This is a genomic window from Bradyrhizobium sp. LM2.9, from assembly GCF_054056555.1.
On the sequence record NZ_JBSRYJ010000002.1, the window covers coordinates 3,069,861 to 3,096,505 of the forward strand.

The window sequence follows — 26,645 nt, forward strand, 5'->3', positions numbered from 1 at the left end:
AAGAGAAAGACCGATGACACCGATCATCATCGACAAACGCTATTGCGGCCCGCCAAACTCCGGGAATGGCGGCTATGTCTGCGGCCGTCTGGCCCGCCACATTCCCGGCGGCGCGGAAGTGACGTTGCGGGCACCGCCTCCGCTGGAAAAGCCGCTCGATGCGATCGCGACGGACGACGGCACATGGGAGCTTCGCGATGACGGCAACATCGTCGCGACCGGGCGACCGGCAAATGTCGAGCTTGCGCGTCTGGAAAAAGCCAGCTTCGAGGAAGCCTGCGCCGCAGAATTGCTGACCCCGGTCAAACCGCACGAGCATCCCCTGCCGACCTGCTTCGTCTGCGGTCCCGCAAGGGCGAAGGGAGATGGTTTGCGCATCTTCGCCGGATCGCTCGCGCGTCCCTTGCAGAGCGCCGTCCTCGCAGCGAGTTGGATACCGGATCCAAATCTGGCCGCCGATGACGGCCTGGTCGCGCCCGAATTTCTCTGGTCGGCACTCGATTGCCCCACCGGCTTTGCCTGCAACTGCGATCAGCAGAGCGGCGTGTTCGACAAGACACCGCTCCTGCTGGGGCGGATGTCAGCGCGGATCGAAGCCCGCCCGCGCCCGGGAGAGCACTGCATCATCACAGCCTGGCCCACAGGCCGCGACGGCCGCAAACGCACAGCCGAGGCGGCCGCGCATGATAAAGCCGGGAGGTTGCTGGCGGTGGCGAGGGCGACTTGGATTGCGGTCGAGCGCGAAGTGCAGCTCGGGCGGGAGTGATATAAGCTCGATCTCGTAGGGTAGGCAAAGGCGCGTAGCGCCGGGCCCACTATTCTGTCTCAGCTTTGTTGCGCGACATGGTGGGCACGCTTCGCTTTGCCCACCCTTGTAATAGCGCGATCAGTTATTCTCGACCCGTTACGAGACCTATGCGCTTTGCTCGATCATCCCCTGCAAGCGCACCAGCTCCGCCTCGATATCGCGCTCCACATCCGCCGCCCGCATCTCGATCACCCGATAGTCTCGCGCTTCCAGCCACGCCCGCCGCGACGCGCGGTCGGCGGCGATGGCCTCGCCCTCGCCCGGGTTCACCAGCTCGATCGCGATCCGGTGCGGGAACGAGACGAAATCAGGGATGTGGCGGCCGACCGGGGTCTGGCGCTTGAACGCTCCTGCGAAGCGGCGATCGCGGGTCAGGGCCTGCCAGAGCAGGCGCTCCGCATCGGTCGGGTTGCGACGAAGCAGACGCGCGAGGCCGCGGACCGTGGAGCCGCTGTCGGGGCCGCCGCCCTGCCCGTGCTCGGCCAGGAGCGCGCGCAGCCGCGTGGCCTGCTCGCCGTCGAGCACGCCACCCTTGGCCGGGCCCTTGCGGCCCTCGGCGATCGCCATCACCACCCCGTGCAGGGTGTGCATGTCCTGCTTGGTCGGCTCCATCCGGCTGAAGATGTTGCGCAGGTTCACCAGCATGGTGTCGCGCTTCTCGGCCGGGCGCAAAAATTCGACCCGGTCGAGCTCGCGGATCAGGTTGTCGAAGAAGGCCTGCATCTGGTGCTGCGAGGCGCGCTCCGAACGTTCCGGCATGCTGTGCGGCAGCTCGCCAGAGGTCGCCCGCTTGAACCATTCGTAGCCCACCAGCAGCACCGCCTGGGCGAGGTTGAGTGAGGCAAAGCCCGGATTGACCGGAAAGGTGATGATGCGATTGGAGAGCCCGACCTCCTCATTGGTCAGGCCCCAGCGCTCCCGGCCGAAGGACAGGATACCGGCCTTGCCGCCCGTGGCGACGTGCCCCGCGATCTCGGCCGCGGCGGCCTCCGGCCCGACCACGGGCTTGGCCTGGTCGTGCGGCCGGGCGGTGGTGGCGAACAAGAGGTCGATATCAGCGACGGCCTCGCCGACCGTGTCGAACAATTCGACCTTTTCCAGGATGTGATCGGCGCCGGCGGCGGCGCGCTGGGCGGCAATGTTGGGCCAGCCGTCGCGGGGGTTGACGATGCGCAAGGCGCCGAGCGCAAAATTGCCCATGGCGCGCGCGGCCATGCCGATGTTTTCGCCCAACTGCGGCTCGACCAGGATCACGATGGGACCGTCGAGGGAAAGGCCGGCCTTGCTCTTGTCAGTCCCCGACATCTCGTCTCGCTTTCACGCTGCTTCTCAAGGCCTTGTGGGAGCCGCCTCAGGAATTGATTCAGGCCGACCCGGCCGGCTGCCCCTCCGCGCCCGTCGTTTGCCTGTCCTGACAGAATTCTCAAGGGGAAATAACAGGTTGGATTCGACTTTTAAATCTCGCCTGAAACTTCACCCCGGCCCCTCGCGGCAGGGCCGCTTTCCGCCCCCATCTGCGGAGGCTGGATGAGCTAAAAGTGCATAATCCCTTGGCTTTCGCCGGCCGCGTCCCGGTGCTAAGAGGCGGCGGATATTCCCGTGGCGCACCAAAAGCGCCGTTCCCAAGAGGCTTCCCCGAACATGGCAAAAATCAAGGTGTCCAACCCCGTCGTCGAACTCGATGGCGACGAGATGACCCGGATCATCTGGCAGTACATCAAGGACAAGCTGATCAACCCGTTCCTGGATGTCGAGCTGCAGTATTTCGACCTGGGGATGGAGTACCGCGACCAGACCAACGATCAGGTAACCATCGACGCCGCCGAGGCGATCAAGAAGGTCGGCGTCGGTGTCAAGTGCGCCACCATCACCCCGGACGAGGCCCGGGTGAAGGAGTTCAACCTCAAGCAGATGTGGAAGTCGCCGAACGGCACCATCCGCAACATTCTCGGCGGCTGCATCTTCCGCGAGCCGATCATCTGCAAGAACGTGCCGCGCCTCGTTCCCGGCTGGAGCAAGCCGATCATCATCGGCCGCCACGCCTATGGCGACCAGTACCGCGCCACCGACATCAAGTTCCCGGGCAAGGGCACGCTGTCGATGAAGTTCGTCGGCGAGGACGGCACCGTCATCGAGAGGGAAGTGTTCAAGACACCCGGCGCCGGCGTCGCCATGCAGATGTACAATCTCGACGATTCCATCATCGACTTCGCACGCGCCTCGCTGAACTACGGCCTGCTGCGCAACTACCCGGTCTATCTCTCGACCAAGAACACCATCCTCAAGGTCTATGACGGCCGCTTCAAGGACATCTTCCAGGACATCTACGACCGCGAATTCAAGAAGGAATTCGAGGCCAAGGGCCTGACCTACGAGCACCGCCTGATCGACGACATGGTGGCCTCGGCCCTGAAATGGTCCGGCGGCTATGTCTGGGCCTGCAAGAACTACGACGGCGACGTGCAGTCCGACACGGTCGCGCAGGGCTACGGCTCGCTCGGCCTGATGACCTCGGTGCTGCTGACCCCCGACGGCAAGACCGTGGAAGCCGAAGCCGCCCACGGCACGGTGACCCGCCATTACCGCGAGCACCAGAAGGGCAAGGAGACCTCGACCAACTCGATCGCGTCGATCTTCGCGTGGACCCGTGGCCTCGCCCACCGCGCCAAGCTCGACAACAATGCCGAGCTCGCCAAGTTCGCGAACACCCTGGAGAAGGTCTGCGTCGACACCGTCGAGGACGGCTACATGACCAAGGACCTCGCGCTCCTGGTCGGCGCCGACCAGCGCTGGCTCTCGACCACCGGTTTCCTCGACAAGGTCGCCGAGAACCTCGAAAAGGCGACGGCGTAAGTCGTTCGCAATGTCGCCCGACTGGGCCGGACATCTCACGGGTCGCGCCAAAGCGCGGCCCGTCGTTTTTTGAGACCCTTGGAGACGCGACCATGTCGATCAAGCTTGCCGTGCCCTGCCTTCTGTTGCTTGCCGGACCGGCTGCGGCCGCGGACCCGCTCCCCGCCACCATCGCCGCCCCCGGCGAAACCGTGGTGCTCAGCGTCCACGCCGAAGGCGCGCAGGTCTATGAGTGCAAGGCCGGCACCGACGGCAAGCTCGCCTGGGCATTTCGCGAGCCGATCGCCACCCTGCTTTCCGAGGGCAAGACGGTCGGCCGGCACTATGCCGGGCCCAACTGGGAGCATGCCGACGGCAGCGCCGTGGCCGCCAAGGCCGCCGGCAACGCGCCGGGCGCGACGCCGGCCGATATTCCCTGGCTGAAGCTGGAAGTGAACGCCCACCGCGGCAGCGGCGTCCTCACATCAGCCACGACGGTTCAGCGCATCAACACCCATGGCGGCAAGCTCGACGGCGCCTGCGACAAGGCCGGCGAGTTCAAGAGCGCGCCCTATTCGGCCGAATACGTCTTCCTGAAGAAGGGCTGAGGAACGAGGAGAGACGGCCCTTACGCGCCGGCTATGGCTTTTTGGATCTCCGACAGGGCGTCCAGAGCCTTTGCCCCATCAGGCCCGCCGCCTTGCGCCATTTCGGCTCGGCCGCCGCCGCCCTTTCCGCCCACGACAGGCACGCCAATCTTGACAAGGCTTGCGGCGTCGAAACGGGTTGATAGATCCTTGGTCACGCCGACAACGAGGCTGGCTTTTCCGTCAGCCGTCGTATTTGCAACCGCGACAACGCCCGACTTGATCTCTGCCTTGGCTTGATCAACGAGGGACTTGAGTTCGTCGCTCGGCAATCCCGTCACGTGAAGTTTGTAAAACTTGACGTCACCGATTTCCACGACGTTGGAATTTCCGCCGTCGCCGGCACCGCCGCCCATCGCCAGCTTCTTGCGGGCGTCGGAGAGCTCGCGCTCGAGCTTCTTGCGCTCGTCCATCAATGCACTGATGCGCGCCGGCACGTCGTCGATCGAGGGTGCGCAGCTCGTTGGCCGCGGTTTTCGCCAGCGCCATGGTGTCGTTGGCATGCTTGCGCGCGTAGTTGCCGGTCAGCGCTTCGATGCGGCGCACGCCGGAGGCGACCGCGCTCTCGCCCGTCAGCGTGATCAGGCCGATGTCGCCGGTGCGCCTGACATGGGTGCCGCCGCAGAGCTCGACCGACCAGCCGAGCGCGTTGGTGCCGCGCTCACGCGCGGTCCGGCCCATCGAGACGACGCGAACCTCGTCGCCGTATTTCTCGCCGAACAGCGCACGCGCGCCGGCCTCGCGGGCCTCGTCCACGCCCATGACGCGGGTCGAGACCTCGTCGTTCTCCAGCACCACGTCGTTGGCGATGTCCTCGACGCGCGCGAGTTCTTCCGCGGTGATCGGCTTCGGATGCACGAAATCGAAGCGCAGGCGGTCAGGCGCAACCATCGAGCCGCGCTGGGCGATGTGATCGCCGAGCACCTGACGCAGCGCCTCGTGAATGAGATGCGTGGCCGAATGATGCGCGCGGATCGACGAGCGCCTGCTGTGATCGACCTCGAGCTGGAGCGCGGTGCCGGGCTTCAGCTCGCCGCTCTCCAAGGTGCCGACATGAACGAAGAGATCGCCGAGCTTCTTCTGCGTCTCGGTGACGCGGAATTTGATGCCGCCCTCGCCGACCAGCACGCCGGTGTCGCCGACCTGGCCGCCGGACTCCGCATAGAACGGCGTCTGGTTCAGCAGCAGCGCACCGCTGTCGCCGGCCTTGAGGCTGTCGGTTTCCTTGCCATCCTTGATCAGAGCCGAGATGACGCCCTCAGCGATCTCGGTCTCGTAGCCCAAAAATTCAGTCGCGCCGAGCTTCTCGCGCAGCGGGAACCAGATCGCCTCTGAGGCCGCCTCACCCGAACCCGACCAGGACGCGCGCGCCTTCACGCGCTGACGTTCCATCGCATCGGCGAAGGAAGCCTGGTCGACGCTGATGCCGCGCGACTTCAGCGCGTCCTGCGTCAGATCGAGCGGAAAACCGTAGGTGTCGTACAACGTGAAGGCGACGTCGCCGTCGAACATGTCGCCCTTCTTCAAGGACGCACTCTTCTCGTCGAGGATGGCGAGGCCGCGCGTCAGCGTCTTGCGGAAACGGGTCTCTTCCAACCGCAGCGTTTCCTCGATCAGGTTTTCCGCGCGCATCAAATCGGGATAGGCCTGGCCCATCTCGCGCACCAGCGCCCAGACCAGGCGATGCATCAGCGGATCTTTCGCGCCGAGCAGTTGCGCATGGCGCATCGCGCGGCGCATGATCCGGCGCAGCACATAGCCGCGGCCCTCGTTCGAGGGCAGCACGCCATCGGCGACGAGGAAGGCCGACGAACGCAGATGGTCGGCGATGACGCGGAACGAGGCGACGGTCTTCTCGTCCGGTCCGCTTCCAAGAGCGGACGCGGTCGCGTCGATCAGATGACGGAACAGATCGGTCTCGAAGATGCTGTCGACGCCCTGCATGATGCTGGCCATGCGCTCCAGGCCCATGCCGGTGTCGATCGAGGGACGCGGCAGCGCCACGCGCTCCTCCTTCGTCACCTGCTCGTACTGCATGAACACCAGGTTCCAGAACTCGAGGAAGCGGTCGCCGTCCTCTTCCGGTGAGCCCGGAGGGCCGCCCCAGATGTGCTCGCCGCGATCGATGAAGATCTCCGAGCACGGACCGCACGGGCCGGTGTCGCCCATCGCCCAGAAATTGTCCGAGGTCGGGATGCGAATGATGCGGTCATCCGAGAAGCCCGCAATCTTCTTCCAGAGGCCCGCCGCCTCGTCGTCGGTGTGGTAGACCGTGACGAGCAGCTTGTCCTTCTTCAGCCCGAATTCCTTCGTGATCAGCGTCCAGGCAAGCTCGATCGCGCGCTCCTTGAAATAGTCGCCGAACGAGAAATTGCCGAGCATCTCGAAGAAGGTGAGATGGCGCGCGGTGTAGCCGACATTGTCGAGGTCGTTGTGCTTGCCGCCGGCGCGCACGCATTTCTGCGAGGTGGTGGCGCGCTGATAGGGCCGCTTCTCGACGCCGGTGAAGACGTTCTTGAACTGCACCATGCCGGCATTGGTGAACATCAACGTCGGGTCGTTGCGCGGCACCAACGGCGAGGACGACACGATCTCGTGGCCGTTCTCGGCAAAGAAGTTCAGAAAGGTCGACCTGATCTCGTTGACGCCGCTCATGTTCATCCAATCGGGTGTGCTTGGACCCGCCATACGCCATCCAAACCGCGAGTTTGGGCTGATATCTGCGGGCCAAAGCGCTTTTAGACAAGGCCAGCTTCGCTGTCCAGAAACTGTGCAACCGGATCAGTGGGTTGCCGCAGGCGCGCAATCCCGTTGGAAAGCCGCTGATGCCGCGTTGACAGGCTTGGCCAGCTTGTGGTCTCTACCCATCTGTATCGTACGGCCACGTCGGGAGAGACCGGCTTTGGGTAGCCGGCGCCGAAGGAGCAACCGCCCCGGAAACTCTCAGGCAAAAAGGACCGCGTGGCTTTGACAGCATCTGGAAAGAGGCGCCGACGGACCTAGACCTTTTAAAAGAAAGGGTTGGTCCGGACAGCGTCCGCCGACGGGATAATACTCTCAGGCACAGCGACAGATGGGGCTTCGACTGGTTGCTTCCGGGGAATCATCCCCGGGGAACCGCCGAGGGCCCCTGTGATGCTTGCGCGCGACGACCAAGACTCCCTCAGACATACGCCCCTTCACGGGCTTCATGTCTCCCTCGGCGGCAAGATGGTGCCGTTCGCGGGCTATGACATGCCGGTGCAATATCCCGCGGGCGTGCTGAAGGAACACCTCCATACCCGCTCGTCCGCCGGCCTGTTCGACGTCTCCCACATGGGCCAGATCGCGCTCCGGCCGAAGTCGGGCAAGGTCGAGGACGCCGCGCGCGCGCTGGAGCGGCTGGTGCCGCAGGACATCGTGGCTATTGCGCCGGGGCGGCAGCGCTACGCCCAGTTCACCAATGCCGAGGGGTGGAATTCTGGACGATCTGATGGTCGCCAATTTCGGCGACCATCTGTTCCTGGTCGTCAACGCCGCCTGCAAGTCCGGGGACGAGGCGCATCTGCGCGCGAAGCTGTCGGACGACTGCATCATCGATTCGCTTGCCGACCGCGCGCTGATCGCGTTGCAGGGCCCGAACGCGGAATCGGCGCTGGCGAAATTATGTGCAGAGGCTCCGTCCATGAAGTTCATGGATTCCGGCCCGCGCAAGGTCGCCGGCATCGACTGCTTCGTCTCGCGCTCCGGCTACACTGGCGAGGACGGTTTCGAGATTTCCGTTCCTGCTGGCGACGCCGAGCGCCTCGCCAAGACACTGCTGGACAATCCCGACGTGCTGCCGATCGGGCTCGGCGCACGCGACAGCCTGAGGCTCGAGGGCGGTCTTTGTCTTTACGGCCACGATATCGATACCGGGACCACGCCGGTCGAGGCCGCACTGGAATGGTCGGTGCAGAAGAGCCGCCGCACCGGCGGCGCGCGCGCCGGCGGCTTTCCCGGCGCGGAGAAGATTCTGGCCCATTTCGACCACGGCGCATCCCGCCGACGTGTCGGCCTGCGCACCGAGGGCCGCGCGCCGGTGCGCGAGGGCGCGCTGCTGTTTGCGGACACGACATCCAGCGAACCGATCGGAAAGGTTACGTCGGGCGGCTTCGGCCCGAGCCTGAATGCGCCGGTCGCGATGGGCTATGTGCCCACCGCATCGAGCGCGATCGACACAAAACTCTTCGCCGAGGTGCGCGGCCAACGCCTGGCCGTGCAAATCGCCACCATGCCCTTCGTGAAAAACACCTACAAACGCTGAGGACAAGAAAATGACCACGACGCTGTACACCTCCGACCACGAATGGCTCGCCATCGACGGCGATGTCGCCACCGTCGGCATCACCGACTACGCGCAGTCCCAGCTCGGCGACGTCGTGTTCGTCGAACTGCCCAAGCTCGGCCGCGCCCTGAAGAAGACGGAAGCCGCAGCCGTCGTGGAATCCGTGAAGGCCGCCTCGGACATCTACGCGCCTGTTACGGGCGAGGTCACCGAAATCAACGACGCCCTCGCCGCCGAGCCGGCGCTGGTGAATTCGGATGCGCAAGGCAAGGCGTGGTTCTTCAAGATCAAGATTGCCGACAAGAGCGAGCTAGGCGGCCTCATGGATGACGCCGCCTACAAGGCCCACACGGCTTAAAGACGATGGAGCAAGCGATGACCGCGCACCGCAAATCCAACGACGATACCGCCGCTTTCGTTCGCCGCCACATCGGCCCCTCGGCACGCGACGTCACTGCAATGCTCGAGGCCGTCGGCGCGAAAAGCGTCGATGCGCTGATGGCGGAGACGTTGCCGGCCTCGATCCGGCAGGCGGCCCCGCTCGATCTCGGCAAGCCCTTGAGCGAGACCGAGGCGATCGCGCATATGGGCGAGCTCGCCGCCCAGAACCAGGTCTTCGCCTCGCTGATCGGCCAAGGCTATTCCGGCACGATTCTGCCTGCGGTGATCCAGCGCAACATTCTGGAGAACCCGGCCTGGTACACGGCTTACACGCCCTATCAGCCGGAGATCAGCCAGGGCCGGCTTGAGGCGCTGCTCAACTTCCAGACCATGATCTGCGATCTCACCGGGCTCGATGTCGCCAACGCCTCGCTGCTCGACGAGGCGACGGCTGCCGCCGAGGCGATGGCGCTCGCGGAGCGGCACTCGCGGGTCGAAGCAAAGGCCTTCTTCGTCGACAAGGACGTGCATCCGCAGACGCTCGCGGTGATGCGCACCCGCGCAGAGCCCTTGGGCTGGACCCTGGTCGTCGGCGATCCCTTCACCGATCTCGACAAGACCGACGTGCTTGGTGCGCTGCTGCAATATCCTGGAACGTCGGGCGCTGTGCGCGACCTCAGGCCCGCGATCGCAGCACTGAAGGCGAAGGGCGCACTCGCGATCGTTGCTGCCGATCTGCTGGCATTGACCCTGCTCGCCTCGCCGGGCGAACTCGGCGCCGACATCGCGATCGGCTCGGCGCAGCGTTTTGGCGTGCCGATGGGTTATGGCGGGCCGCACGCGGCCTATATGGCGGTGCGCGATGCGCTGAAGCGCTCGCTGCCCGGCCGCATCGTCGGCCTCTCCGTCGACTCCCGCGGCGCGCCCGCCTATCGCCTCGCGCTCCAGACCCGCGAGCAGCACATCCGCCGCGAGAAGGCGACCTCCAACATCTGCACCGCGCAGGTGCTGCTCGCCGTGATCGCCTCAATGTACGCGGTCTATCACGGCCCCGAAGGCTTGACGCAGATCGCCCGTAACGTGCACCGCCGCACGGCGGTGCTTGCCGCCGGCCTGCGCAAGCTCGGCTTTGCGCCGAGTAGCGAAAACTTCTTCGACACGCTCTGCGTCGATGCGGGTGCGAAGCGTGCCGAGATCGTCGCTCGCGCGGTCGCCGAGAAGATCAATCTCGGCATCGGTGATGGCGCTTTGCGTATCGCGCTCGACGAGACCACCACGCCTGCGACGGTGGAAGCGGTCTGGCGCGCCTTCGGCGGCACGCTTGCTTACGCCGAGATCGATGCCACCACGCGCGAGGCGCTGCCGGAGACGCTCAAGCGCGCGACCTCTTTCCTCACCCATCCGGTGTTCCACGCGCATCGCTCGGAGACCGAGATGCTGCGCTACATGCGCAAGCTCAGCGACCGCGACCTCGCGCTCGACCGCGCGATGATTCCGCTGGGATCGTGCACCATGAAGCTGAACGCGACCACCGAGATGATGCCGCTGACCTGGCCGGAATTCGGCTCGTTGCATCCCTTCGCCCCGCGCGAGCAGGCACGCGGCTATCACGCGCTGTTCGCGCGCCTGGAGAAGTGGCTGTGCGACATCACCGGCTATGACGCGATCTCGCTGCAGCCGAATTCGGGCGCGCAAGGAGAATATGCCGGGCTGCTCGCGATCCGCGGCTATCACGCCGCGCGCGGCGAGACGCACCGCAAGATCTGCCTGATCCCCTCCTCCGCCCACGGCACCAACCCGGCTTCCGCTGCGATGGTCGGCATGGACGTGGTGGTGGTCGCCTGCGAAAAGAATGGCGACGTCGACGTCAATGATCTCAGGGCGAAGGCGGAGAAGCACTCCAACGACCTCGCTGCGGTCATGATTACCTATCCCTCGACGCATGGTGTGTTCGAGGAGCACATTCGCGAGATTTGCGACATCGTGCATGGCCATGGCGGCCAGGTCTATCTCGACGGCGCCAACCTCAACGCGCAGGTCGGCTTGTCCCGGCCCGGCGACTACGGCGCCGATGTCAGCCATCTCAACCTGCACAAGACCTTCTGCATCCCGCATGGCGGCGGCGGCCCGGGCATGGGCCCGATCGGCGTGAAGGCGCATCTCGCGCCGTTCCTGCCAGGTCATCCGGCGGCGAATGGGGATGCGCCGGTCGGCCCGGTCTCGGCCGCGCCGTTCGGCTCAGCTTCGATCCTCACCATCTCCTACATCTACATCCTGATGATGGGCGGCGAAGGCCTGAAGCGCGCCACCGAGATCGCGATCCTCAACGCCAACTATGTCGCCGCGCGCCTCGATGCGCATTTCCCGGTGCTCTACAAGAACGAGAAGGGCCGCGTCGCGCATGAATGCATCGTCGATCCCCGCGCGCTGAAGACGACGTCCGGCGTCACCGTCGACGACATCGCCAAACGCCTGATCGACTACGGCTTCCACGCGCCCACGATGAGCTTCCCGGTGCCGGGCACGCTGATGATCGAACCGACCGAATCGGAATCCAAGGCCGAGCTGGACCGCTTCTGCGATGCGATGATCGCGATCCGGAAGGAGATCACCGAGGTCGAGGGCGGCCGCTTCAAGATCGAGGCCTCGCCGCTGCGCCACGCCCCGCACACGGTGCACGACATCGCGGATGACGATTGGAATCGCGCCTACACCCGTGCCGAGGGCTGCTTCCCCGCGGGCACCTCGCGCACCGACAAATATTGGAGCCCGGTCGGGCGCGTCGACAACGTCTATGGCGACCGCAACCTGGTGTGCTCGTGCCCGCCGGTGAGCGATTACGCGGAAGCGGCGGAGTAGGACCCCGACGGAGGTTTCGTAGGGTGGGTTAGCGGGCGGCTGCGCGAAGGCGCAGACCGCCGGCGTAACCCACCGCTTTAGCTTCCGCGGCGACAAAGATGGTGGATTACGCCTTCGGCTAATCCACCCTACGGCAATGATTTACGGCGCAATCAGCAATCGGGTTTCGCGATCCCACCGCCAGAGCCGTTCGTTGGTCAATTCAGTCCCGCCCCACCAACGCTTGATCGGGTTGTGGCGCCACAAGTCATCTTCTCGGGCGACAAGGGAACGTCCGAGTTCAGTTAGCGTGACCCTCCACTCGCTCCTGCCGAAGTAGCGATCCTCATTGTCGAACGCCGGATCGCCCAACAGAACGGGCGGCGCCGAATGTTCCGCCAATGCGATCAAGGCATCGCTCGTCCTCACCCTCTTCGAACACATCGCGATACCACCTCGCTTCGGAGATGTATTTTGGGTCGGTGTGCCCTTCATTCACACAGCCCAGCATATCCATCTCGCTGGCACCGAGCCCCGTCACCTTGTCCGGAAGCTCTTCAAGCAGCGCAATGAGCGCCGATCGAAGTCTCGGAAAGATCATCAGATCCGTCATCAGCAGATCGAAACAGGATTTTGGCGTTTCAGCCCGATAGGCGCGCCAGGCGCGGCTTGCCATCACCAAATGATCGTCGGCGACCTCGAAGGCCGGCAACTTCCATTTTGCGACGGACTCCGCAGCATAGTCCGCAACACTGTCATCCGTATGCACCAGGCTCAGCTTCGTCGTGATCTCCTTGTAAGGGCGAAGCAGGTCGAGCAACCAGACAAGCACGAGCTGATCGTTGGGCTGAGGATCGATCCACACTTCGATCGAGTCGAACTTCGCACAGAGCTCTAAGAAACCGATATCGCGCGTGCCGAAACCTTCCAGCCAGTCTCGACAAACCTCGTCGAGCCAGTGATCGCCTGGATTGCAGTGCTTTGCCGACCGCCGCTCCAGCTCCATCAAAAGCTGCTCTGCGGAGGGCAATTGGCCGAAGACGAAGCGCATGCAGAAGCCGAGCGCGATATTCGCCAATTTGGTCTGCCGAAGCGTAGCTGCCGCAAGATGGTTCGTAGTCAGGATCAGATGTGACACAGTGGCCTCGCGATTAACAAGCAATACCAAAACACCTCGAGCAGCACGCACGCATCAGACAGGAGAAAGCAATGCCCGGCTGTCGCGATCCCAACGCCAGAGCCGATCGCTGGTCAGGTGGGTGCCGCCCCACCAGCGACTGATCGGGTTATGGCGGCAGAAATCCTCTTCTCCCGCCAGCACCGCTTTCCCGAGGTCAGTGAGCGACAAGCGGGATTGCTTGTACCGCGCGTGACGGGAGGGATCGACATGCATGTCCAGCGAGAACGGTCCCTCCTCCAACCCCGACCGATATGGCCGGCACCGGACAACGTGCGAGACCATCAAGCAGCGTGCCGACCTCCCAGTAATCGAAAACGCGCCGCTCGTTGCGCTTCTGATCACCCGGAAAAACTTCAAACGGCTGTACCTCGCCCGGTGCGATTAACTCTAGAATCCGCGTTTCCGTAGCTCCAAGACCAGTTGTGACGCTCGGAAGCTCTTCCAGCAGGCCAATTGCGGACTGCTCCAGCTGCGGAAGCAGGCTTAGATCCGTTTTGAGGAGGTCGACCCAAGCCCGCGGCGTCGGGGAACGATAAGCCCGCCATGCACGGCCGGCCAGTTCAACGTGACCTTGCGAAGGATTAATAGTCCGCGGATTTTGCTCCGCAAGTCGCTCCGGATCAACATCACCAGCGGCAACGTCCAGCTGACGTATCACGAATCTGGAAACCGCCACTCTCTCGCCGCCACAATGGTCGAGGAGCCAGAGCAGAAGCAATTGTGCGTTTGGGTTTGGCTCTATCCACAGTTCGGCCGATTCGCATTCGAACAACAGCTCGATCAATCCCCGCCCCTTCACTCCCGGCTTATCGAGGCGCCAAGCCGGCGTGTCATCCAGCCAATGAAGGCCGGGTAGCTGTGTCGTATGCGGAGCAAAGAACGCTTCAAGCTCTGCGCCGGATGGCGGCGCACCCCAGACAAATCGACGATTGATCGCGAGCACGAGATCGCCCAGGCTGGCCTGTTCGAGGGCGCCGGCAGCGGAAGAGTCTGTTGTCAGAACAAGCCGCGTCATGCTCGGGGCCTCAAGGCTTGGTTAAAACAGAGCCGTAACGCCACAGCCGGTCGTTGGTCAGCCGCGTGCCGCCCCACCAGCGGTCGATCGGATTGTGGCGACTGAAATCTTCCTTGCCTGCAAGAACTGCCTCGCCAAACTCCGTCAGCGACAACCGGCTGCGTAGATATGCGGCGTGCCGATCTCTGTGATTCTCGCGATAGATCGTGCGCAGCTCGTCGTCCAATCCGGCCCACTGCAGGACTGGGGCCAAGCGCAAGCCCGTCGAGCAACCGGCCTAACTCAGTCTCTCCAAACACGAACGTCCGCCGATGCGAACGCAGGTGAAACAACGCATTCGTGTTTGCAAATCCTCCGGCAAGCATCTCCAGGAATCGCATCTCGGTCGCACCGAGTCCCGTCGAAGGCGACGGGAGTTCTGCCAAGAGATCGAGCAAGGCCGGGCGCAGCATCAACAACGCACTGAGATCTTGATGAACGAGATCGACGCAAGCCTCAGGGGTCGCCGCGCGGTAGGCCGACCACGCCAACTTGGCAGTCTCGAACTCTCGGGCCGTGATACGCGCGACATGAATGTGCGGCTCGGACGCGGCGAGATCCTCACCGCTTTCTATCATCAGATCGGATGCCACAAGTCGAAGTCTAAGCTTTCGCACCAGCGAGGAGCAGGAGCTGAGGTAGTCCAGCAAGCAGACGAGCTGCAATTGATCGCTGGGAGCTGGATCGAACCAAAGTTCGATCACGTCATATCGCTCGCAGAAGTCCGCAAGGGGCAAATCTTTGCGATCCTTGATGCCCTTGGGCCACCGGATGCCCCAATCAGACCAATGATCACCTGGCCCGAGATTCGCGGAGCGCGCCGCGAAATAGGCTGCGAGCTTTTCGGGCGAGGGCAGCGGTCCCCACTCGAAGTGAAACGAGAATGAAATGACAAGCTCCGCCAACCCCGATCGGGCGAGCGCGCTTCCGGACGAACTGGTCAAGATCAGACGCTTCATCGCACCACCTGATCAATGCAACGCAAAACGAAACGGGCACTGACGACGTCGGCAACTCAACGTCTTCAGCGCCCGCTCCTCGCGAAAAACTCTAGGCTTGACGCTTACTCGTCCGCCGGCTCGTCGCCGTCGGCGTCACGCTCGGGGCTGCCGGCGAGAATCTGCTCGGCGATCAGGCCGGAGTTCTGGCGGATCGAGGTTTCGATCTTGGCGGTGATGTCGGGGTTGGCCTTCAGGAACGCTTTCGAATTCTCGCGGCCCTGGCCAAGACGCTGGCTGTCATAGGAGAACCATGCGCCGGATTTTTCGACGATGCCGGCCTTGACGCCGAGATCGAGGATCTCGCCCATCTTGGAGACGCCTTCGCCATACATGATGTCGAACTCGACCTGCTTGAAAGGCGGCGCCAGCTTGTTCTTCACCACCTTGACCCGCGTGGTGTTGCCGACCACCTCGTCACGCTCCTTGATCGCGCCGATGCGGCGAATGTCCAAACGGATGGAGGCGTAGAACTTCAGCGCGTTGCCGCCGGTGGTGGTTTCCGGCGAACCGTACATCACGCCGATCTTCATCCGGATCTGGTTGATGAAAATGACCATGGTGTTGGACTTGTTGATGGACGCGGTCAGCTTGCGCAGCGCCTGGCTCATCAGGCGGGCCTGCAGACCCGGCAACGCATCGCCCATCTCGCCCTCGAGCTCGGCTTTCGGTACCAGCGCCGCAACCGAATCGATCACCAGCACATCCACCGCGCCCGAGCGCACCAGCGTGTCGCAGATTTCCAGCGCCTGCTCGCCGGTGTCCGGCTGGGAGATCAGGAGCTCGTCGATGTTGACGCCCAGCTTGCGCGCATAGACCGGGTCGAGCGCGTGTTCGGCGTCGATGAAGGCGCAGATGCCGCCCTTCTTCTGCCCTTCCGCCACCGTGTGCAGCGCCAGCGTGGTCTTGCCCGAGGATTCCGGCCCGTAGATTTCCACGACGCGCCCCCTCGGCAAGCCGCCGATCCCGAGCGCAATATCAAGCCCAAGCGAGCCCGAGGAGATCGCCTCGACATCCATCGAGCGGTCGTTCTTGCCGAGCTTCATCACCGAGCCCTTGCCGAACTGCCGCTCGATCTGGGAAAGCGCGGCGGCCAGGGCTTTACTCTTGTCCATGGAGGATCCTTCGACGATACGCAGCGCAGTGGTGGACATCGGGTCGTGCTCCTTATGACGAGGATTCGCGTGAGGGACAAACGATTGGCGAGGCGGTCCGTCGATAAAGACAATGTACCCCATTTGTTCTAGGTTCGCAATATGTTCTTTTGCAGATTTGGGTGCTGGCCTGTTTCGACCCCTGGCGGCCCAGTTTGAAAAGGTCCCGTGGCCTGTTTTGAAAACGAGCAATTTTTCCTATCGCAACTCTCTCCGCTTTCCTGATTGTTCGCCCATACGAGAGAGAGGCGATTTCCCTCGGATTGTATGTATGATCTGCCGGATTGAATGGGGGAGACGTAATGAACAAGTGGTTGGTTTTGTGGATTGCTGCTTCAATCGGGATTGTCACGGCGCATCCTGCTCAAGCAATGTCATGCTCAGACTACAAAAATATCTGCCTGTCTAAGGGCTCAAAGAAGTGCGAGGGGGCTTGGAAGCAATGTATGCGGACCGGCACATACATTGGTCCGGATAGCGGAACAAATCACGGGCAAGCTGATAAGCGATAGTCGAAGGAAGAGCCGCCTCAGTGGGCGGCCTCTTTCGTTCCATCGTAATTCCGGCGCCCCTCCTCGACCAAAGCTGACGCACATCAAAGACCGATGACCTGCACGCCGTCAGAATTCCGTAATCCTGCGGCACCGAACCTTTTTGCGGTCTGCGGCCTTCTTCCGGGACACGGGACCGCAACTCCGGGGACCTCAGTCATGACGGACACGCACCACGATACGACCAGGCACAATCCCCTGCTGGAGGCCGCGCGGGAAGAGATGATCAAGTTCGAGCGCAAGGAAAACGAGTTTCGCAAGAAGGACCGCGAAGAGCGGGCCGCCGAGCTCCGTTTGCCGCTGGACGCGATCAGGGTTCATTAATCCGCACAGGACGGGCTTCGGCGCTGACGAAAGGACACGCTGCCGGACGCGGCAGGCGGTGGCGGTGCCCGCCGCCCGGTCCGCACCGGAGACAATGCCCGCCGGGAGCGGTCGGCACGGGAATCGGGATTCGCATATCCTGGAGGCGAATCCGAGCACGGTATGGTATCAAGATACTACCTGTAACTCATTGATGGAACGCGGACATTTCCCAGAGAGCTACTGTGCATGGGGTTGTTTTCGCGTTTTTTGAAAGGCGCGCATGCGTCTTCCACCACTGGAGCGCAATTTGGATCGGGCCGGCCGCCGTCTCACGGCATGCCTGCACCACCCCTACAGCAGAACCAGCAACCCGATGCCGATCACCAGCACCACGAAGCCAGCCGCCGTCGCGGCGGCGAATGACCGCTCTACGTTGTCCATGATGCCACCCCGTTGCCGGCGCGCCACGTTTCCCCCATGGCCGCACCGTCGGTGCGAAATCTCGCCCGCCCTTGTGTTCTGAGTTGTGCGAACGGATGTCGAAATTGGGACGGGTGCGGGGCCAGTCTGCGGCCTCGACTTTCGCCGCCACTGTCAGGCGCGCGCAAGCTCTGGTCGTGTCCGGTTGACCAACACCGGCCCTCCATACCCAGACGACGACCCCGCTCTCCCCGCGCGGGGTTTTCCTGTTTGCGGGCGCGGGCGAACGCAGCGGGCTGGATCCGATTCGCGTCTTTGTCAGGCTGTCGTAAGCTGAGCCGGCTAGGCTTATCTGGCTATGGTGTTGCAGCCCAGCACCTCAGCCTCCAATAACCTTCTGCCCCGCTTGGCTCTCCCCAAGCGGGGTTTTTTCATGCCGGCCGGCCGGTTTGCGAGCCCCCCTCTTCCCGCGTCAGCCGCAGCGAGAAGGCGCGGATCGCCGGCGCTGCGAGCAGCACGATCGGCAGCATTGCGACCCATGCGATCAGCCACGACACGATCCAGTGCGTGAGGAAGACCATCGCGGTCCCTGCGGGAAAGCTGGCAATCCCCGCCGCGATCAGCGAGGTCAAGCCGGACTGGATGACACCGAAGACGAAATGAGAGTAGCGGCGAGGGATGCCGAGCATGACGCGCCCATGTTGTTTGGCCGTCATCAGGCCAAGCAAGCCACATGCCGTCGCAGCGCCCCTGCGGGGCCCAGGAACTTTGTTCATGGTCGGAGAACCACGGGCACGGGCGCCCCGGATGTATTCCGTAGCCGCCCGGAATTGATCTCAGGATGGTTTGGGATTGGAGTGCGCGCGCCCGTGACCTTGAGGGATGGCCTTGAGGGATGGCCTTCCCTGGGGGATGTAACGCGCAATCGGTGCCAACCATGCCGCTCTACTTCTTCCGAATCCGGAACGGCCGCTATTCCGGCTGTGCCGACCAGGCGTCGGAATTTGCCGATCGCGATTTGGCCTGGAAGGAGATGACCAGCGTCTGCGCCGACATGGCCGCCGGCATCGCCCGCAAGCTCCAGGAAAATTCCGAATGGCACATGGAGCTGCTGGACGAGGCCAAGGAGCCCGTGTTCCGGATCCGCATCACATCCGAAACCTTCGAATAGGGCTGGCCCTAATCCGCGCTGGGCAGCCGCCGCATCGTGAATTCGATGTCGCCGCCGGGCAGCTCGCGCCAGTTCTCGACCGCGCTCATATAGCCGGGCCTTGGGGTAGCGGGCGAAGAAAGCCTGCGCCCTCTCCCGCGCCGCCGCGCGCGGCAGCGTGAAGGTCTCGCGCAGATAGCCGTCGCCGGCCGTCGGGCCGGGCTTGCCGCCCAGCTTGCGCCGGCGCGCCATCCGCTCGGCGAGATCCCGCGGACGATCGGCCATGTCCTGCCTCCTCGAAATACGCTCTCACGAGATGTAGGAAGCAGGCCGGTCGAACAGGAGTCCCGGCCGGAGGCGTCAGCCGCCTCCGATCGGTCAGACGGTCAATTGGCAGTCGTGCCGGATTTCTTCTTCGGCGCACCGGTTGCGGCCGAGGCCTTTGGCGCCGCCGGCTGCTTCGGCGGATCGGAGCGCATGCCGCCCCATGGATCGTTAGACGCCTTGGAGTCCGGAATCTTCTTCAGCGTTTCCTTGTAGGCCTTGTCACGCTCGGCTTCCGCGGCCTTCTCCTCGGGGGTCTTGCTCGGCCCTTCCTGCAGCAAATTGAGATTGGGCATTTGCGCATAGGCCGGTCCCGCCAGCACGGCCGGTACCGCCAGGACAGCCAGCACCGCGGCCATACGGAAAAGCTTCATCATCGACTCCTTGATCATCCATGGCGCCGCGGATCGCCCGCGCCTTGTCACCCTTGTCGCAGCCGGGTCGCGACCGCGGGGACCGCTCGGCCCTAGAGCCGGTCCGATTTGCACGATTTCGGCGCCTGTAGCCAGTCGTCCCAGATCGGCCCGCACTTGGTGCACCCGTTCAGCGCGAGGCCGAGCGCGACCAGACCAAACACGAGGACATACCGACGCAACATCATCCACCCATACCCACTCCGGGCCATCATATCGGGCGAAGTCAGGCATTTTCAAGCCGACAGGACCCGCGGCTGACCGGGTGACTTTGCCGCGCCGATCCGCTCACATGGCCGAAATATCCGGCAACACGGAGGGAACGACAGCAATGCCATCGCAGCCAGAAGCCGAGTTCGGCATCACCGACGCCAGACGCATCCTCGGCGAGGTCTTTGCGCCCTGGGTCCAGGATCTCAACCTGTCGGTCGAAAGCATCGAGCACGTGCCGCCGCCGGGCATGCCGGACTGGCAGCCGGCAGCGCTCCTGCGCATGCCGTTCTCGGAACGGCTGTGCCGCAACGGCGGCGTGGTCTGCGGCCAAGCGCTGATGGCGCTCGCCGACACGGCGATGGTGATCGCGAACCTCGCCGCCAACCGCGGCTATCGTCCGATGACGACGGTCGACCAGACCACGCATTTCATGCGCGCCGTCTCCTCGTCGGACGTGCTGGCCGACGCCCGCGTGGTGCGACTCGGACGCACCATGAGCTTTGGCCGCGTCACACTGCTCTCGGCCACCGACAACAAGCCGGTGGCGATGGTGTCGAGCGCGTTCGCGATGCTGCCGGGGTGAGCATCAGTCGAAAAGAAGAAGCCGCGTGAGCGCAAGGCGCACCGCGGCTTTCGATGGAGTTATGCCGCGAGGCGAAACGCGATCGCGCGTCGCGCCGTCGCACACGAGAAGTTACTTGCCGAGCACCTCGTCGGCCGCAGTGACGATGCTGACGTTCGGATTTTTTCCGCAATATGTGCCGAACTGCTTGGCGTTCTCGACGAACACGTCGGTGTCGATGATCGCGTTCTCTTCGTCGCCCTTGTACCAGCCGTCCATCCAGGTCAGCACCATCTTGATGGTGTCGTCGCCGCTCTCGAGGAACTGCTTGCAGCTCATGGTCGCAAGATCGAGCTTGGTGGCGTGCGCGGGCATCGACGACAGCGAGAGCGCCGCGGCGAACAGAAGCGAAAGCGTGGTCTTCATCAATATCTCCATCGGCGCGTAACGCCATAAAGGAAAGGCTTGTGGGGAAAGTCGGAAAAGTGACCTCCGCTTCGACGTCGTAAACGAAGTCTGAAGCGCAGTGCAAGTAGCGCCACTATTGAGTTTATTTCAACGTAATTTCTATTCGCTATTTCACAAACGTCATTATGGATTAACGCGATGATCGAGAAACGTGCAGCGCAGCGCTACCGTGTTTTCAAGGGTGGAGCGATCACCTTTGAAAACAACGGCATCGCGTGCACGGTGCGAAACATGTCGGCGAACGGCGCCGCGATCGACCTAGACGCCGCCGTCACATTACCGCAATCGTTCACGCTCGCGATCGCGCGCGACAATTTCGTGCGGAATTGCCGCACCGTCTGGCGTAGCGACAGGCGCATCGGCCTCGCTTTCGTACAGTAGTGCATATGATGTGAATGAACGTTCGCATCGCGCGCGATGCCGGGTCATGTTCGCGCGATACGACGCCGGCGGCGCCAGCGCAGGCTTGCGACCACGAGCGCGACGATCGCGAGCGCGACCGCCGACGATGCCGCAAAAAATCGTCCACCGGGACGATCGATGGTACGCGACCATAGCGACGGCCCCTCGCCCGGCCGAGCCAGGCGAAAGGAAACGACGCTGTCGCCGATCGAGGTGCCTGCTTCGGAGTGGCCGCCGGCGCCGATGGCGACATACTGCTCGCCCTTCCAGAGATAGGTCATGGGATTGGCGACGCCGGGCACCGGCAGCCGGCCTTGCCACAGTTCGCTTCCGCTTCGCGCATCGAAGGCGCGCAAATAGGCGTCCATCGCGCCGGTGAAGACGAGCCCGCCTGCGGTAACCGCGAGCCCGTTGAGGAGCGGAGCGCCCCAGGGGAGCGGCACGCCGAGCGGCGCCAGCTCCTCGGTTGTGCCGACGGTCGAACGCCAGAGGATCTTGCCGGCCTTCAGATCGACCGCGACCATCTCGCCCCAGGGCGGCTTGTTACAAAGAAAACCGAGCGGCGATGTCACCATCGCCCGCGACATCGCAAACGGCGCGCCATTCTGCTGGCCAAAATCATGGCCGGGCGGCGGATTGAATCCGGCAGCCTCCGCGCGCGGAATCAGCTTGATCAGATGAACGGCGCGACTGGTGTTGGCATAGAGGATCTGGTTGACGGGATCGAAGGCCGCACTGCCCCAGTTCACGCCGCCGCCGGTGAAGGGGTATTCCAGCGTGCCTTGCGTTGAAGGAGGTGTGAACAGCCCCTCGTTGCGCGCTTCCGCGAACTGGCGTTCGCAAGAAGACCGGCGCAAGCCGGGCAAGAACGAGAGCGCATCATCTGCCGAGATCGTCTGCGACGTCAGCGCCGGCACATGTGTCGGGAATGGCTGCGTGGGCGACAGCCGTTCACCTTCCGCGGCCCCCTGCGGAACGCTGCGCTCCTCGACCGGCCACACCGGCTTGCCGGTATCGCGATCGAGCACGAAGACAAAGCCCTGCTTGGTTGGCTGGATCACGACATCGCGCTGACCTTCTCCAGTGTCGATGCGCGTGAGCGTCGGCTGCGCCGGCAGATCGTAATCCCAGACGTCGTGGTGCACGGTCTGGAATGCCCATACGAGCTCGCCGGTCTCGATGCGCAGCGCGACCACCGAATTGGCATGCTCGTTGTTGCCCGACCGCTTGCCGCCCCAGAAATCCGGCGATGGAGAGGATGTCGGCAGGAGCACCAACCCGCGCGTGGCGTCGACCGACATCGGCGCCCAGACATTGGCGTGACCGGCTTCGATACCGTCGCGCTTCAGCGGCTCGAATGTCCACCGCATTTGACCGGTGCGCGCGTCGAACGCGCGCACGATTCCACTCGGCGCGTCGACGCGGCGGTTGTCGCCGATCGCGGATCCGATCACGACGACACCGCGGCCGACCGCCGGCGGCGAGGTGATCTGGAATTCGCCGGGCCATTCCAGCTTCGTGCCGATATCGGGCCTGACCTCACCGCCCTTGCCGAAGCCGGCGCAGGGGATTCCCGTCTTCGCATCGAGCGCGATCAGGCGGACATCGTTCGTGCCCATGAAGATGCGCGATCGACATGCGGCATCTACAGGCGCCTCATCGTCGATCCAGTAGGTGACGCCGCGGCAGACGTAGCGATTGGCGGGACGCTGGTTGATCGCGATCTTCGGATCGTAACGCCATTTCTGCGCGCCCGTGCCGGGATCGAGCGCGATCACCTCGTTGAAAGGCGAGCAGAAGACCAGGCTGTCCTCGACGAACAGCGGCGTCGCCTGGAATTTGGTCCGCCGCATCACCCCGGGCGGCCGCGCCGCGAGATCGCCCGTGTGGAATTCGAAGGCCCGAACCAGGTTGCCGACATTGTCGGGCGTGATCTCTCGCAATGGCGAGAAGCGCGAGCCGCCGGGATCGCCACCCCAGCTCTGCCAGGCGATGCCTGGCCGCGACGAAAACAGGAGGAGCGTGATGAGAGCGGCCAAATAGCAGGGGCGGGTCGCCAACGCCCGCCGCATCTATTTCGGCTTCTTGGCAGGTTCAGGCGGACGCGCCCCGCTCCACGGATCATACTTCTCCTTGGACTCGGGAATGCGTTCGAGCGCGGCCTTGTAGGCCTTCTCGTCGACCTTTGGCTTGTTGTCCGCCTTCTGCCCGCCCTCGTTAGGCTGGCGTCTGCCCGCCGCCCATCTGCGCTTGCGCCGAGACAACCGTCAGCGCCAGCACCGCGGCCGCTATGACCAAAATCCTCATTGGCTCCCCACCGTCTGGGTACAAACTAGCCTGCAATCCCGGAATAGCAAATACTACGGGTTCCAGGCCCTCAGGAATCTTGCCTTCAGGAAATCTTGATCGGCCGGGACTTCGTCGGATCGCATTCGTGCCTATCTGTTGGCCCGCAGGGGACCTTCACGGATGTTGCGGATTATTGCTCAAGCAGCGCTGCTGGCCGGCGTGCTCGCGCTCGGTGCGTGCGGCTTTGCCGATAGCCGCGCACCGGTGCCGGAGTTCATGCGCATCAAAGAAGCCGAGCAGGCGCCACCCGAATCGCCGCCCGACGTCAAGCGCGTCGTGCGCGAGCAGATCGAATTCGTTTTCCTCAGCACGTCCAATCCCCGCGAGGTGCATGTCGCCACGCCCCATCGTGAGGTGAGGGGACCAGGCTGGACAGCCTGCGTCCGCGCCCAGCTGACCTCCGCGACCGGCTCGGCGCTCGGCGCCCAGACCTACATCGTGACCATCACCGGCGGAAAAGTGGTCGATCGCCGGCGCGCTGAAGCGGACGACATCTGCGGGTCGGAAAGCTACCAGCCGATCTAGGAACAAATCACGCCGACACGCGATCCGGTTCCGGGAAAAACCAGCATGACGGCCGGGAACGATCACCGCCTCCCCTTCTTGTTACCGCCGAGGGCAGTTTCGGAGGAGGACACGATGAGGATATTCACGATTGCACTGCTGGCCGGCGTCGGGGCCCTGGCCACAGCGAGCGGCGCGAAGGCCGCCGACATCTACACGACCAGCGAATACACCAGCCCCGATCTCGTTCAGCAGGTCCGGCTCGTCTGCGATGATTCCGGCAATTGCTACCGCAGCCGTGGCGGTGCGCGCGTGATCGTGCGCGATTCCTATAACACCATGCCGCGCGAGCGCTATTACGAGCGCCGCAGCCATCGCGACTGGGACGATGGTCCGCGCGGCGGCGTCGGCATTCGCACACCCGGCGTCAGCGTGGGCGTCGGTGTCGGCGGGGACCGCTGGTAGTCAATAAGATTGAAATGGGCAGGACCGGACGAGACAACTCGCCCGGTCCTGTTCCATGTCAGGTTTCGAGCTCAGGTTTCGAGCGGATCGGTCGGCGCGACGATGCGCGTTGACGACGTGAGCTGCGCGATGAAGCGGGCGAGCACCATGCCGGCGCACATCGCAACGACGAAGATGAACGCGGAGGCCGAACCGAATCCAAGCGCGGTCAAAGCCGGCCCTGGACAAAAGCCACCAAGGCCCCAGCCGATTCCGAAGATGGCGGGACCGGCGATAATCTTGGGGTCGATGTCTCTTCGCGTGGGAATGTAGAAGCGGTCGGCGAAGACAGGCCGCGCGAGCTTCAAGACGCGGCTGAAGCCGATGAAGGTCACCGCGACCGCGCCGGCCATCACGAAAGCGAGGCTCGCATCCCAGGTCCCTGCGGGAATGCCGCCGACGTCCAGAAAATTCAGCACCTTTGCCGGGTTCGACATGCCGGAGACGATGAGGCCGAGGCCGAAGATCAGGCCGATCGCGAATTGAACGAGAATGGCCATCGCGATCAGCTCCAGTGCCGCATCGCGAAAACCGTCGCCACGCCGGTCGCCATGAAGGTGATGGTCGCGACCAGCGAGCGCACCGACAGCCGCGACAGGCCGCAGACGCCATGGCCGGAGGTGCAGCCGCTGCCCCACACCGCGCCGAAGCCGGTGAGCAATCCGGCGACAATCAGAAGCGGCGTTGCCGCCGCGATCGTTTGCGCCGGCAGGCTTCCCGTGACTAGGCGCACCAGGATGGGCGCGATGACGAGGCCAGCGACGAAGGCGAGCCGGCCGGCGAATTGCCGATCCTCGTAAGGCGGAAACAGCCGCGCCACGATACCGCTGACTCCGGCGATCCGACCCGCCGCCCACATCAGGAGCACGGCGGCGAGACCGATCAATGCGCCACCAAGGAGCGACGCAATCGGCGTGAAAGGTGTGGCAACCATGATGATCCTCCGGGTCGAGAGCAATTCCGGCGTATCCATCGGGGCGTCCGGCCGCCGAGCGCCCTCATGCTCAATCAGACGTTAATATTACCACTCGAATTGAAGCGGCGTCCCAACTGTATTTTCCAATCTTTGCGCTAAACATGGCCTCCTGAACGGGGACGACGGGACGTGGTCGATATTGCGCACCAGGCTGCGATCAATCCGGCATCGGCAAAGCATGCCGCGGCGTCGCACGCGCGCGTCCCTGTTACGGCGATCGAACCCGGCCAATGGCGCGCACTCGCGCAGCGCGCGATCGAACCGAATGGATATTATTTGCCGGGCTGGGAGCTCGCCGTGAGCGCATCCGCGCGCGGCCGCACGGATGCCTCGGCGCTTCCCGCTTTCGACGGAGCCTCGGCCCGGCTGATCGGGCTGATGCCGGTGACCTCGCTCTGGCGCGCGTGGAATATCCCCCTGCCTGCGCTGGTGAGCGCGCATCCCTATGGGACGCTGTGCAGCCCGCTGATCGACCGCGACGCTCCGATGGAAGCCGCCACGCGTCTGTTGCAGCGGGCGCGCGAAGCCGGAGCGCATGCGCTCGTGCTCAACGACGTCGCGCTCGACGGGGCGGCGATGACCGCCCTCAATCAGGTCCTGCATCGCGACGGCCTGCAGCCGAAAATCCTCAGCTCCTACATCCGCGCCAGCCTCGATGCGACGCAGGATGGCGAGACGCTGTTGCGCGAGGCGCACGGCGCCAGGAAGCTCAAGGAGCTGCGCCGCCAGCGCCATCGTCTCGAAGAGCATGGCGCCGTCGCGTTCGACGTCGCACGGCGGCCCGACGAGATCGGACCTGCGCTCGAAACGTTCCTGCAGCTCGAGGCCAGCGGCTGGAAAGGCAAGCGCGGCACCGCGCTGATCCAGCATGCGGGCGATGCGACCTTCATCCGCCGTGCCGTAGCGGCGCTGGCAGAGACCGCGCAGTGCGAGATTGTGACCTTGCGCGCCGGTGCGATACCGGTGGCCGCCGGCATCGTGCTGCGTCATCAGGACCGCGCCTTCTTCTTCAAGCTCGGCATCGACGAACGCTTTGCAAAATATTCGCCAGGCGTGCAGCTCACTCTCGAGCTCACCCGCCACCTCTGCGCCGATCCCGCCATCGCCAGCGCGGATTCGACCGCGAGCGCTGACCACCCCATGATCAACCCGATCTGGCGCGGGCGCTTCGCAATCGGCGATGTGCTGATCCCGCTGCGGCGGAACGATCCGATCGTGGCGCTTGTTCATGGAGCGCTGATCGGCCTCAACGTCGCGCACGAGACCGCGCGACGCGCGGTCCGCCTGCTCCGCAAATAAGAGAAA

Annotated in this window: 25 protein-coding genes, 4 pseudogenes and 1 riboswitch; of the genes and pseudogenes, 14 read left to right on the top strand and 15 right to left on the bottom strand. The window is 63.9% G+C overall.

The annotated features are described in order from the left end of the window. Window positions 1-13 precede the first annotated feature (13 nt). Window positions 14-766 (top strand): PaaI family thioesterase, encoded by a 753-nt coding sequence (locus ACVWW3_RS16560; protein WP_456649322.1) that lies wholly within the window; start codon window positions 14-16, stop codon window positions 764-766. Between the two features lie 147 nt (window positions 767-913). Here ACVWW3_RS16560 and ACVWW3_RS16565 read toward each other — a convergent pair whose 3' ends face one another. Beyond that, window positions 914-2,113, bottom strand: coding sequence for a TrmH family RNA methyltransferase (locus ACVWW3_RS16565; protein ID WP_456672019.1), 1,200 nt, complete (start codon window positions 2,111-2,113; stop codon window positions 914-916). A gap of 336 nt (window positions 2,114-2,449) precedes the next feature. On the opposite strand from ACVWW3_RS16565, the gene ACVWW3_RS16570 reads away from it, so the two are divergent. Next, window positions 2,450-3,661: an NADP-dependent isocitrate dehydrogenase gene (locus ACVWW3_RS16570; protein WP_456649320.1), complete on the top strand. Its 1,212-nt coding sequence runs from the start codon at window positions 2,450-2,452 to the stop codon at window positions 3,659-3,661. 92 nt (window positions 3,662-3,753) lie between these two features. After that, on the top strand, window positions 3,754-4,248 hold the full coding sequence (locus ACVWW3_RS16575; RefSeq protein ID WP_456649319.1) for a DUF3455 domain-containing protein: 495 nt from the start codon (window positions 3,754-3,756) through the stop codon (window positions 4,246-4,248). A 20-nt stretch (window positions 4,249-4,268) separates the two neighbouring features. Here the strand turns inward: ACVWW3_RS16575 and alaS are convergent. Next, window positions 4,269-6,942: pseudogene (gene alaS / locus ACVWW3_RS16580) on the bottom strand (alanine--tRNA ligase). A gap of 222 nt (window positions 6,943-7,164) precedes the next feature. Next, a riboswitch (glycine riboswitch) is annotated at window positions 7,165-7,256 on the top strand. 166 nt (window positions 7,257-7,422) lie between these two features. Between alaS and gcvT the strand changes: the two are divergent. From gcvT to gcvP, 3 genes and pseudogenes are all read left to right on the top strand, one after another. Further along, window positions 7,423-8,572, top strand: a pseudogene (gene gcvT, locus ACVWW3_RS16585) (glycine cleavage system aminomethyltransferase GcvT). 10 nt (window positions 8,573-8,582) lie between these two features. After that, a complete protein-coding gene (gene gcvH / locus ACVWW3_RS16590; protein ID WP_247339164.1) occupies window positions 8,583-8,951 on the top strand; it encodes a glycine cleavage system protein GcvH in 369 nt (122 codons plus the stop codon). Between the two features lie 17 nt (window positions 8,952-8,968). Continuing rightward, entirely contained in the window at window positions 8,969-11,833 is a 2,865-nt protein-coding gene (gene gcvP / locus ACVWW3_RS16595) for an aminomethyl-transferring glycine dehydrogenase (RefSeq protein WP_456649317.1), read from the top strand. 325 nt (window positions 11,834-12,158) lie between these two features. Here gcvP and ACVWW3_RS16600 read toward each other — a convergent pair whose 3' ends face one another. The 4 genes from ACVWW3_RS16600 to ACVWW3_RS16615 form a co-directional block, all read right to left on the bottom strand. Beyond that, window positions 12,159-12,863: a hypothetical protein gene (locus ACVWW3_RS16600; protein WP_456672020.1), complete on the bottom strand. Its 705-nt coding sequence runs from the start codon at window positions 12,861-12,863 to the stop codon at window positions 12,159-12,161. A 141-nt stretch (window positions 12,864-13,004) separates the two neighbouring features. After that, a complete protein-coding gene (locus ACVWW3_RS16605; RefSeq protein WP_456672021.1) occupies window positions 13,005-13,160 on the bottom strand; it encodes a hypothetical protein in 156 nt (51 codons plus the stop codon). After that, the gene (locus ACVWW3_RS16610; protein WP_456672022.1) at window positions 13,147-14,007 is read right to left on the bottom strand and encodes a hypothetical protein; all 861 of its coding nucleotides are present in this window, start codon (window positions 14,005-14,007) and stop codon (window positions 13,147-13,149) included. The genes ACVWW3_RS16605 and ACVWW3_RS16610 overlap by 14 nt, the downstream gene beginning before the upstream one ends. A gap of 10 nt (window positions 14,008-14,017) precedes the next feature. Continuing rightward, window positions 14,018-14,233, bottom strand: a complete 216-nt coding sequence (locus ACVWW3_RS16615) for a hypothetical protein (protein ID WP_456672023.1) — start codon at window positions 14,231-14,233, stop codon at window positions 14,018-14,020. Window positions 14,234-14,480: 247 nt separating this feature from the next. Between ACVWW3_RS16615 and ACVWW3_RS16620 the strand changes: the two genes are divergently transcribed. Then, window positions 14,481-14,933 carry a hypothetical protein gene (locus ACVWW3_RS16620; RefSeq protein ID WP_456672024.1) on the top strand — a complete coding sequence of 151 codons (453 nt, stop codon included), beginning with the start codon at window positions 14,481-14,483 and terminating at the stop codon, window positions 14,931-14,933. Between the two features lie 176 nt (window positions 14,934-15,109). On the opposite strand, the gene recA is transcribed toward ACVWW3_RS16620, so the two are convergent. Beyond that, a complete protein-coding gene (gene recA, locus ACVWW3_RS16625; RefSeq protein ID WP_456649315.1) occupies window positions 15,110-16,198 on the bottom strand; it encodes a recombinase RecA in 1,089 nt (362 codons plus the stop codon). Window positions 16,199-16,908: 710 nt separating this feature from the next. Between recA and ACVWW3_RS16630 the strand changes: the two genes are divergently transcribed. Continuing rightward, window positions 16,909-17,073 (top strand): hypothetical protein, encoded by a 165-nt coding sequence (locus ACVWW3_RS16630; protein ID WP_456649314.1) that lies wholly within the window; start codon window positions 16,909-16,911, stop codon window positions 17,071-17,073. An 833-nt stretch (window positions 17,074-17,906) separates the two neighbouring features. Here the strand turns inward: ACVWW3_RS16630 and ACVWW3_RS16635 are convergent. After that, window positions 17,907-18,164 carry a DUF2798 domain-containing protein gene (locus ACVWW3_RS16635; protein WP_354046556.1) on the bottom strand — a complete coding sequence of 86 codons (258 nt, stop codon included), beginning with the start codon at window positions 18,162-18,164 and terminating at the stop codon, window positions 17,907-17,909. Window positions 18,165-18,412: 248 nt separating this feature from the next. On the opposite strand from ACVWW3_RS16635, the gene ACVWW3_RS16640 reads away from it, so the two are divergent. Next, entirely contained in the window at window positions 18,413-18,646 is a 234-nt protein-coding gene (locus tag ACVWW3_RS16640) for a DUF6894 family protein (RefSeq protein ID WP_247351877.1), read from the top strand. 8 nt (window positions 18,647-18,654) lie between these two features. Here ACVWW3_RS16640 and ACVWW3_RS16645 read toward each other — a convergent pair. After that, window positions 18,655-18,910, bottom strand: a pseudogene (locus ACVWW3_RS16645) (hypothetical protein). Between the two features lie 101 nt (window positions 18,911-19,011). Further along, window positions 19,012-19,323, bottom strand: coding sequence for a hypothetical protein (locus tag ACVWW3_RS16650; protein ID WP_247444440.1), 312 nt, complete (start codon window positions 19,321-19,323; stop codon window positions 19,012-19,014). Between the two features lie 370 nt (window positions 19,324-19,693). Here ACVWW3_RS16650 and ACVWW3_RS16655 point away from each other — a divergent pair, with 370 nt between their 5' ends. Continuing rightward, window positions 19,694-20,158, top strand: coding sequence for a PaaI family thioesterase (locus tag ACVWW3_RS16655; protein ID WP_456649313.1), 465 nt, complete (start codon window positions 19,694-19,696; stop codon window positions 20,156-20,158). A gap of 111 nt (window positions 20,159-20,269) precedes the next feature. On the opposite strand, the gene ACVWW3_RS16660 is transcribed toward ACVWW3_RS16655, so the two are convergent. Further along, window positions 20,270-20,563, bottom strand: a complete 294-nt coding sequence (locus tag ACVWW3_RS16660; RefSeq protein ID WP_247444439.1) for an HdeA/HdeB family chaperone — start codon at window positions 20,561-20,563, stop codon at window positions 20,270-20,272. A 180-nt stretch (window positions 20,564-20,743) separates the two neighbouring features. Here ACVWW3_RS16660 and ACVWW3_RS16665 point away from each other — a divergent pair, with 180 nt between their 5' ends. Further along, window positions 20,744-20,986 carry a PilZ domain-containing protein gene (locus tag ACVWW3_RS16665; protein ID WP_456649312.1) on the top strand — a complete coding sequence of 81 codons (243 nt, stop codon included), beginning with the start codon at window positions 20,744-20,746 and terminating at the stop codon, window positions 20,984-20,986. Window positions 20,987-21,030: 44 nt separating this feature from the next. Here the strand turns inward: ACVWW3_RS16665 and ACVWW3_RS16670 are convergent, their stop codons facing one another. Together ACVWW3_RS16670 and ACVWW3_RS16675 are read right to left on the bottom strand one after the other, a co-directional pair. Continuing rightward, entirely contained in the window at window positions 21,031-23,079 is a 2,049-nt protein-coding gene (locus ACVWW3_RS16670; protein ID WP_456649311.1) for a pyrroloquinoline quinone-dependent dehydrogenase, read from the bottom strand. Beyond that, window positions 23,080-23,314 (bottom strand): annotated as a pseudogene (locus tag ACVWW3_RS16675) (hypothetical protein). 162 nt (window positions 23,315-23,476) lie between these two features. Here ACVWW3_RS16675 and ACVWW3_RS16680 point away from each other — a divergent pair. Both ACVWW3_RS16680 and ACVWW3_RS16685 read left to right on the top strand, forming a co-directional pair. After that, the gene (locus ACVWW3_RS16680; protein ID WP_247444437.1) at window positions 23,477-23,881 is read left to right on the top strand and encodes a hypothetical protein; all 405 of its coding nucleotides are present in this window, start codon (window positions 23,477-23,479) and stop codon (window positions 23,879-23,881) included. A gap of 114 nt (window positions 23,882-23,995) precedes the next feature. Further along, window positions 23,996-24,325, top strand: a complete 330-nt coding sequence (locus tag ACVWW3_RS16685) for a hypothetical protein (RefSeq protein ID WP_456649310.1) — start codon at window positions 23,996-23,998, stop codon at window positions 24,323-24,325. A gap of 71 nt (window positions 24,326-24,396) precedes the next feature. On the opposite strand, the gene ACVWW3_RS16690 is transcribed toward ACVWW3_RS16685, so the two are convergent. Continuing rightward, window positions 24,397-24,864: a DUF6691 family protein gene (locus tag ACVWW3_RS16690; RefSeq protein WP_456649309.1), complete on the bottom strand. Its 468-nt coding sequence runs from the start codon at window positions 24,862-24,864 to the stop codon at window positions 24,397-24,399. Between the two features lie 5 nt (window positions 24,865-24,869). After that, the gene (locus ACVWW3_RS16695) at window positions 24,870-25,298 is read right to left on the bottom strand and encodes a YeeE/YedE family protein (protein WP_456649308.1); all 429 of its coding nucleotides are present in this window, start codon (window positions 25,296-25,298) and stop codon (window positions 24,870-24,872) included. Window positions 25,299-25,469: 171 nt separating this feature from the next. On the opposite strand from ACVWW3_RS16695, the gene ACVWW3_RS16700 reads away from it, so the two are divergent. Continuing rightward, entirely contained in the window at window positions 25,470-26,639 is a 1,170-nt protein-coding gene (locus ACVWW3_RS16700) for a GNAT family N-acetyltransferase (protein ID WP_456649307.1), read from the top strand. Window positions 26,640-26,645 lie beyond the last annotated feature (6 nt).